This is a genomic window from Mycobacterium sp. FW102-FHT13B02, from assembly GCF_058790275.1.
Map to the genome: position 1 here is coordinate 1 of NZ_JBYTCM010000045.1, position 7,826 is coordinate 7,826.

At 61.7% G+C, this 7,826-nt stretch carries 7 protein-coding genes; 3 read left to right on the forward strand and 4 right to left on the reverse strand.

Annotated features, from left to right (window positions below):
- The 3 genes from AC3WTE_RS32070 to AC3WTE_RS32080 form a co-directional block, all read left to right on the forward strand.
- Positions 1-1,101, forward strand: a 1,101-nt coding sequence (locus AC3WTE_RS32070; protein ID WP_492443658.1) for a tyrosine-type recombinase/integrase, incomplete at its 5' end; no start/stop codon positions are given.
- On the forward strand, positions 1,094-1,456 hold the full coding sequence (locus AC3WTE_RS32075) for a helix-turn-helix domain-containing protein (RefSeq protein ID WP_071289709.1): 363 nt from the start codon (positions 1,094-1,096) through the stop codon (positions 1,454-1,456). The genes AC3WTE_RS32070 and AC3WTE_RS32075, both read left to right, overlap by 8 nt.
- The gene (locus AC3WTE_RS32080; RefSeq protein ID WP_074330960.1) at positions 1,434-2,891 is read left to right on the forward strand and encodes a site-specific integrase; all 1,458 of its coding nucleotides are present in this window, start codon (positions 1,434-1,436) and stop codon (positions 2,889-2,891) included. The genes AC3WTE_RS32075 and AC3WTE_RS32080 overlap by 23 nt, the downstream gene beginning before the upstream one ends.
- A gap of 65 nt (positions 2,892-2,956) precedes the next feature.
- Here the strand turns inward: AC3WTE_RS32080 and AC3WTE_RS32085 are convergent, their stop codons facing one another.
- From AC3WTE_RS32085 to dszA, 4 genes are all read right to left on the reverse strand, one after another.
- Complete coding sequence (locus AC3WTE_RS32085; RefSeq protein WP_071289706.1) at positions 2,957-3,550, reverse strand: TetR/AcrR family transcriptional regulator; 594 nt, start codon at positions 3,548-3,550, stop codon at positions 2,957-2,959.
- A 273-nt stretch (positions 3,551-3,823) separates the two neighbouring features.
- Complete coding sequence (locus AC3WTE_RS32090; protein ID WP_071289705.1) at positions 3,824-5,071, reverse strand: acyl-CoA dehydrogenase family protein; 1,248 nt, start codon at positions 5,069-5,071, stop codon at positions 3,824-3,826.
- Positions 5,068-6,138 carry a type 2 periplasmic-binding domain-containing protein gene (locus tag AC3WTE_RS32095; protein ID WP_074330961.1) on the reverse strand — a complete coding sequence of 357 codons (1,071 nt, stop codon included), beginning with the start codon at positions 6,136-6,138 and terminating at the stop codon, positions 5,068-5,070. The genes AC3WTE_RS32090 and AC3WTE_RS32095 overlap by 4 nt, the downstream gene beginning before the upstream one ends.
- Positions 6,135-7,496 carry a dibenzothiophene-sulfone monooxygenase DszA gene (dszA, locus tag AC3WTE_RS32100; RefSeq protein WP_064914151.1) on the reverse strand — a complete coding sequence of 454 codons (1,362 nt, stop codon included), beginning with the start codon at positions 7,494-7,496 and terminating at the stop codon, positions 6,135-6,137. Before dszA ends, AC3WTE_RS32095 begins: the two co-directional genes overlap by 4 nt.
- Between the last annotated feature and the right edge of the window lie 330 nt (positions 7,497-7,826).

Below are 7,826 nucleotides of genomic sequence, written 5' to 3' on the forward strand. Positions count from 1 at the left end.
ATTCCCCACATCCTGCGTGCCGACGATGTTTCGCTCCTGCGTGCCGATGAGACCGTGTTCAATGCGATGGTCGATGGCTGGCGGGCGCAGATGCTGGCCCGAGGCTTGGCCGTCGACACGATCATGACGCGCGGTCGACTGATTGCCCGGTTCGTTGAGTTCACCAACGAGTATCCGTGGCGGTGGCGCCCAATTGACGTGGACCAATTCCTGGCCGAATTCCGATCGCAGGAAAGACCGATTGCGCTATCTACGTTGCGGACCTACAGCAATACGATTTCGATGTTTTGCTCGTACGTCTGCGACAGTAGATACGGCTGGGTTGCATTCTGCGAGAAGCAGTTTGGCGATGTTCCGTCGCAGATATGCTTCGAGTGGAACACTCCGCAACACACAACCGATGATGCTGTTCCACCGGGCCGCCGAGCGTTCACCAAGGCCGAGTTGCAGCACCTATTTGACGTCGTAGATGATTTTGTCGACGAAGCGCACCGCACAGCGTCCAAGCGGTGGGTGACGGCCCTGCGGGATTCGATCGCATTCAAGGTCGGCTACGCCTATGGGCTGCGCCGCCGCGAACTGGTCATGCTGGACCTGACGGACTTCGGACCCAACCCCCACGTACCCCGCTTTGGAAACTACGGCGCGCTGACCGTGCGCTGGGCCAAAGGCACGAAAGGGTCCGGGCCACGTCGGCGGACGGTGCTCACATCGCCTGAATTCTCTTGGGTTGTCGAGCTTTTGGAATATTGGTGCAGCGAGGGACGCCAGCTGTTCGCCACCGCGGACCGCTCCCCCGCGCTGTGGCCCAGCGAGCGTGGTTCCAGATTGACGCTCGGTGCGCTGGGCCGCTCCTTCACCGCATTTCGCAAACGAGCCGGGCTGCCACCAGAATTGAGTCTGCACGCACTGCGGCACTCCTTCACCACCCACCTTCTGGAGGCTGGCTACGACCCACTGTTCGTGCAGGAACAGCTCGGGCACTCATTTGCATCGACCACCTCGCTGTACACCTCGGTGTCGTCAGACTTCAAACAAAAGACGATCCAACAGATGATCGCTCGACGCATCCGAATGGAGGAAGATCAGCCCGATGGCTGAACAGCGCCGCATCGGCTTCCACTGGCATCTGCGCCGGATGATGGCCGCCCACAACCTGTGGAAGTCCACCGAGCTGCGACCGCTGCTCAAATCGCGCGGAATCAACCTCTCCGACGCCCAGGTCTATCGCCTGGTTACCGGTGAACCCCAACGCATTCCGTCAAGGACGTTCGCTGCCCTGTGCGACATCTTCGACTGCACGCCCAACGACCTGTTCGAGCCGTACGTCGAGATGCAAGCCGCGAAAACTGCCAACGCACCACGGCCCAGTGACCTCGGCCTGAAACCGGGAAACCCCGTCGCCAAACGGATTCGGATCGTCCAGGACGACGATGGCCCGCCCGCGCAAACCTGACGACCCCGAGCGGTGGCCGGTGTCCTGCGACCGGTGCGGCGGGCACTACATGGTGGTCGCGAACTGGCCGGGCGAATCGGTCTGCGGGTATTGCTACCAGGCCGCCAAACGTGTCACCGGGATCTGCGCTTGCGGCCACCAGGGCGTTCTCCCCGGGATCATTGATGCTCGGCCCGCGTGCCGCCGATGCACCGGGATCACGCTCAACGTCGACTGCGTTGCCTGCGGGGACGAGGCCGAACTCTATAGCGGCGGCAAATGTCAACGCTGCGTCCTCGGCGAGACTGCTACTCGCTTCCTGACCAACCCCGACACCGGCGTGGTCGCCTCGCAGTTGCAGGTCATCATTGATGCGCTCACCGGAATGCAACGCCCCAATAGCGGCCTGACCTGGATCCGCCAACGCCATGTCGAACGCGTCCTGCGCGAACTTGCGTGCCATCCGACGCTCACCCATGAGCTTGTTGACCTGCTTCCGGCGGGCCGGACAACCAATTATGTTCGCGGCCTCCTCGTGGCTCATCAGTCGCTGCCGGCGCGCGACGAACGGTTAGCGCGGTTCCTGGGCTGGGCGGCGACCGCGCAACAGCGCATCCTGACGGACGAGCACCGCAAGGTGATTGCCCGTTTTATCCGCTGGGGCTTGGAAAGACGGCTCCGCTCGATGGACGCCGTCACCGACTCAGCATTTCTGCGCGCCAAGCAGACCACGACCGTGACGATCGAGTTCTGCAACTGGCTCACCACCGAACACGACACCTATGTCGAGAACGTCACCCAGGCGCACATTGACCTGTGGCAGTCCACCGGACCAACTACCCGGGAGCACATTCTGCGATTCGTCCGTTGGGCCATCAAAACCAAACTGATCCCCGCGGATCTCGAGGTGACCCCGCACCGGCGCGGTACCGCACCACGGCTACCGATCACCGAGCAGAACGCCGTTATCGAGCACGTCGTACATCAACAGACCCTGCATCCCCGTGACCGGTTCGCCGCGATCTTGATCATCGTTTTCGCTCAGCGCGTCGAGGATATCGCTGCCCTGACCTGGGAGCAGGTGACCATCACAGCGGACTCCGTGAGCGTCAACCTGGCTGGCATGCCCATCGATATCCCGCCGCCGCTCGATGAGCCCATCCGACTACTCGCGGCAGTCAACTACAACGGTCAAACTGCTGCACATCCCAACTCGCCCTGGGTATTTCGCGGGTATGGACCCGGAACTCACGTCACTCCGACGCACCTTCGTAACCATCTGCGACCTGTTCTCGCTGCCCTCGAAGCACGCCTTGGCACACTCAATGAACTCACCCAGACCACGCCAATCGCGATCCTGGCCGAAACACTCGGCTACAGCCCGCAGACACTCGAAGCCCACGCGAGAGCATCGGCATCAACATACGCCCGATACATTGCGACACGACTCGACTGACACCGGACAGACCCAGAAAACTTGACGGTCCCAGTCCCTGACCGTGACCCCGATGTCGAGGGGAGTTATTCAGTTGCTGAGATGAGTCTCGGGAGCAGCGCTTTGTCGACCAGAGCTTCGATGGTGGGAGGGGTCGGGGGTCGGTCGGAAAAGATGCACCGGAAGATCAGGTAGCCCGGCAACAGATCGTAAAGCTCGTCGTTGACCGCCGCCGCGCCGATCTCGCCGCGACGGATCGCCTGCTGCAGGACGTGCCAGACCAGAGCTCTGTGTTCATGAAGGAACCGGTCTTGCATAACGTTGTTGAGCGCGGGATTGCAGGACATCTCGACGAGCACCGCTCGGATGGTTCCGGCATGTTCTCGGCCCTGTTCGCAGATAATCTGGCCAAGACACAACAAGTCGCCGCGCAGGGTGCCGGTGTTGGGTGCAACAGCGTTCTGACGGGTGCCTTCGCTGACGGCCGCCAGTATCAGCTCAGATTTCGAGGGCCAGCGTCGATAGACGGTAGCTTTACTGGCATGAGCGGCGACCGCCACGGCCTCCACTGTTAAGCCGTGGTACCCATGCTCCTGCAGGACACCCAATGCCACCCCCAGTAGCTCGCTCTCGCGGGGCGACCACGCGGGTTCTGCGTCCGGGTCGGTTGTCGCGGTCATCGGTTGTCGAGTGCGCGCGCTTCTCGGTGAGATCGGATCCCCGTTCCCCCTACCAAATCGCGCTCCCATTCTTCGAAAACGGTCGCTAGAGACGAGACGGCGCCGGACTTGGACGATCATTGTCATCTGGAGGTTTGCAGTACTCGCGTTGTCCTGTACTCACCCAACATGGCAGTGTTGCCCTGAGAACGGGTGGGTCCGTCGGCCACCATTGTGTCAGACGGACCCACCGTTCTCAGGCATTAACGCGTGCCCGGCAGCGCGGTCCTGGAGTCAGGAAGTGAAACCGGGTATCGGGTAGCGCTGGTTAAGGACGTAGTTTCCGACTTCAGCGATCTTGTAAGAGACGGGATCGTGCAGCGTGTGGGTGCGGATGTTGCGCCAGAACCGGTCGAATCCATAGTTTGGGTGGGTTCCCCGGGCACCGATGACCTCGAAAATTCGGCTGGTCACGTCCAGGCCCGCTTTGGTGGCTATGGCTTTGACTCCGGCTACCTGTACCGTGAGTTCGCCGCGTTCTTGTGGAGTTAATGCGTCACCTTTGTCCCACGCGGTCTGTAGCAGCTGCGCAGCCTCACGTGCTGCAGCATCGCCAGCCTGTAGTTCGATACCGAATTCGCCGTAGCTGCGAATGGTGTACGGATCCTCGACGGCTTGAGTAACCCCAGCCGGCGTCCAGGGGCGTGCCTGCGTTCGGGTGTACTCGCGCGCTGTTTCGAGCGCACCACGCGCGATCCCCAGATACACCGTTGCGAACACCAACTGCACGATCGGGCCGAATAGGCTGCCGCGCCCGGACGCCAGGAACGCCTCGACAACGGCATTGGGTTTGCCCAGCACCTCGTCGGGACGGACTACGACGTTGTGGAATTCGGTGGTGCCGCTGTCGGTGCGCCGCATCCCTAGCGCCTGCCAGTCGTCGTTTGTTTGAACGCCTTCTCTGGTGGTGGGAATGGCCGCGGCAACGATGGCGCCTTGCTGTGGGGAACCCTCCGGTATCACGCCGAACACCAAGAGCAGATCTGAGCCCTTGGCTCCACTGCTGAAGTGCTTGATACCGTTGAGAAGGTACCCGCCGTCGTCGGTCGGGGTGGCAGTTACCTTCCATTCGAGGATGTGGCTGTTGTTCTCGCTGGAGGCGTTCCCGGTCCACCAGTTGTTTTCGGCCAGTTGACGAAGTAGGCGTTCACTTTGCTCGGGTGAACCCCACAGATCAATAACGGCTGGGGTGCTGAGGTGGTATCCGAACAAGTGGCCCAGCGATCCATCGACCTTGGCGATCTCACGCACCACTTCCAGAGCGGTAGGCCAGTCGGCTCCCCAACCGCCCAGGTGCCGGGGAACGGTCACCGAGAGCAGCCCACTGGCGCGTAGATCCTCACGCTCTTCTGTCGCCGAACCACCAGCCTTGTCGCGCTCGACGACGGTAGCTTGCCACTTTCGCGTCAGCTCGCGCGCCACCTCGATGGGGTCGCCATTCCTATTGTTCTGTGCCGTGGCGGTGTCATCGGTCAGGGTCATTGCTGGTCTCCAGTCGTGGATTGAGTGAGGAATTGCGGTGCCGCCCACTGCGTGAGGTCCACCGGATGGTCGAGGAGATTGTGGTCGAGGAGGAACTGTTGAGTTTGGTCGACAACGGCCAGTGCCGAGTCGTCAAGCCGTGGGATCAGATGTTGGGCGAAATCAGCGCCGAAACCGCGTCCGATCGCCGAGGGCGCGACCCCGAGGTTGGCGGCATGGATGCCAACGGTTTCCTCGGGATGGGCCTGTGCCCAACGGCTGGCTTGGACCGCCGCGTCGACGAGTCGTTGCACCAGGTCGGGTCGCTCGTCAACCAGCTGAGCGCTGACCGTCCAGACACTGGCATACCGGCTTCGTTGGTCATCGCCGAGATCGGCGAGCACCCGCGCTCCGCTGAGATCTTCTAACTCCGCCGCCCAGGGCAACCAGGTGAACAGCGCATCAACGTTGCCGCTATCCAGGATGTCCCTCTGGTGGCCGGCCACGTCGGGAAACAGGTCAGCGCCTTTGACACTGGCCGCTGCTTCCAGCCGCTCTTCGGGCACGTCGACGCCAGGGCTTTCGATACGCACCAACTCGACGTCGTCGACCCCTATCCCCCCGATGTGCAGGGTCTGCAAAAGTCCCCGCGCCTCCCAGGTACCCAGCGCGATCAGTGTTTGCCGCCACGGGTCCAAGTGCCGATAATCGCCCAACTCGCCGGTGAGGATGCGGATCGCTGCACCCGACACACCCACCCGCCGGCCCCGCAGCTGCTCCGGTGATGTCACCGGGCTGTCAACACGGACATAGATCCCTTGCCGACCGGCCAGAGGGGTGATGCCTAGCAGGCGGGTGCGTCCCGGCGCCCGCAGGCCCTCACTGATAAGAGGTGGAATTTCGCCACCAAAGCGGGTGTAAGCGGGATGATCGTAGGTGAAATGCAACCCTGCTTGCGCGCCGCTGAGCACATTCAGCGAAATCCCGTTGCCGGCCAACAGGTTTGACTCCAGCGCTGTCAGTAGTGCATTGGGAACCGGGCAGTTGCTGTAGGCAAGAACGTCATGATCAACATCGGTGGTGGTCATCGGATGCTCCCGACTTCAGGGTGAGCCAACCCAAGGTGCTCACGCAGCGTTGTCCCTTCGTACTCGGTACGGAACACACCACGTTGCTGCAGCAGCGGAACCACCTGGTCGACGAACTCCTCGTAAATACCCGGCAGATACGCCGGCGAAATGATGAATCCGTCAGCGGCCCCGGCCTCAAAGTGACTAATCAATTGATCAGCGATCTGTTCGGCAGTTCCGGCCCACTGCGGCACAAACCCGACGTTGGTGCCGTATCGGCGGCCCAGTTCGGCCAGCGTCAGGTCCGCACCGCCACCGGCCACGGCGGAAAACATCTGCAACATGGTCGGCACGTGACGATCCCCGAGATCGGCGACGATGTCGGAAAACTTCGTATCCAGCGGATACTTGGAGAGATTCAAGCCGCTGTGGCTGGATAGCGTCGACAAACCCACTTCGGGATGCACCAGCGAATTGAGATATTCCAGACGTTCCCGGGCCACCTGCTCTGTCTCACCGAGCACCGGCATCACCGCGGTGAATACCTTTGTTTGCTCCGGGTCACGCCCCGCGGCCGCAACGTGAGCTTTGATGTCCTGATAGACCGCGCGCATGATGTCGAGGTTGGGCGAGACGCTGAATACCGCTTCAGCCCAGCGCCCCGCGAAGCGACGCCCCCGCGGCGACAAGCCGGCCTGCAAGATGACCGGTTCACCCTGACGGGACCGTGGAACCTGCAACGGGCCACGGACCGACAACCAGCGGCCGCGATGATTGACGTATTGAACCTTCTTGGGATCAGCGAACCGACCGCCAACCTTGTCCAACAACAAGGCATCCTCGGACCAAGAACTCCATAGCTTCTTGACGGCCTCCAAGAATTCGTCAGCCCGGTCGTATCGGATGTCATGCTCAAGGTGCTCATCCACACCGAAGTTGCGTGCCTCGGAGTCGTTCAGCGACGTGACCACATTCCACGAGATCCGGCCATCAGACAGATTGTCGAGCGTGGCAAACACCCGAGCCACATGATAGGGCGGGTAGTAGGTCGTCGAAACCGTAGCGCCCAGACCTAATCGCTGGGTCACCGCAGCCATCGTCGCTATCACGCTGGTCGGCTCCAGCGCCACCGCGCCCTGGCCACCCAGACCGACCCCCGTCTCCAAATTATCGCCATAGCTATCTTCGATGGCCAGGCCATCGGGAAGAAACAACAGATCAAACTTGCCCCGCTCCAGGGTCCGCGCAATCTGCTTGTAGAACTCGCCAGTCAGAAAACCGTTCGTCGCACCGACATGGCGCCACGCGCCATGCGCATGAGTGACGTTGCCGGCCGAGAAAAACCCGGCTAAATGTAGTTGGCGTTGTTCAGCCATAATCAGCAGTGCCTCCGTGGGGATCAGTTACCGGAGACCAATGCTCGGCTACTGCAACCGACCCCAACAGAGTTAGGAGCCCGATGATTCAAAGGGGCACCCAACACGCCACTTCCTCCCGACGACCCACCCGACCTTCGCCGATTCTCGCCCCCGGACGAGTGCCGTCAAAGCGCCACCTGTGAGCAAGATCACCAACCGGCGGGGTGTGCACCTCCGCCCGGCTTCGACACCCTGACGGCCACCGCGGCGGTATCGATGTAAAAATCAATGAAGCGGATGGCTACCGCGCGGAACTCGCACCTCGCTAGCACGCACCGTTACCAGCTT

Excerpts from the sequence above, each read along its gene's own strand:
- AC3WTE_RS32075 (WP_071289709.1), top strand. The coding sequence starts at position 1,094 with ATGGCTGAACAGCGCCGCATCGGCTTCCACTGGCATCTGCGCCGGATG.
- AC3WTE_RS32085 (WP_071289706.1), bottom strand. The coding sequence starts at position 3,550 with ATGACCGCGACAACCGACCCGGACGCAGAACCCGCGTGGTCGCCCCGC.
- AC3WTE_RS32080 (WP_074330960.1), top strand. The coding sequence starts at position 1,434 with ATGGCCCGCCCGCGCAAACCTGACGACCCCGAGCGGTGGCCGGTGTCC.
- dszA (WP_064914151.1), bottom strand. The coding sequence starts at position 7,496 with ATGGCTGAACAACGCCAACTACATTTAGCCGGGTTTTTCTCGGCCGGC.
- AC3WTE_RS32095 (WP_074330961.1), bottom strand. The coding sequence starts at position 6,138 with ATGACCACCACCGATGTTGATCATGACGTTCTTGCCTACAGCAACTGC.
- AC3WTE_RS32090 (WP_071289705.1), bottom strand. The coding sequence starts at position 5,071 with ATGACCCTGACCGATGACACCGCCACGGCACAGAACAATAGGAATGGC.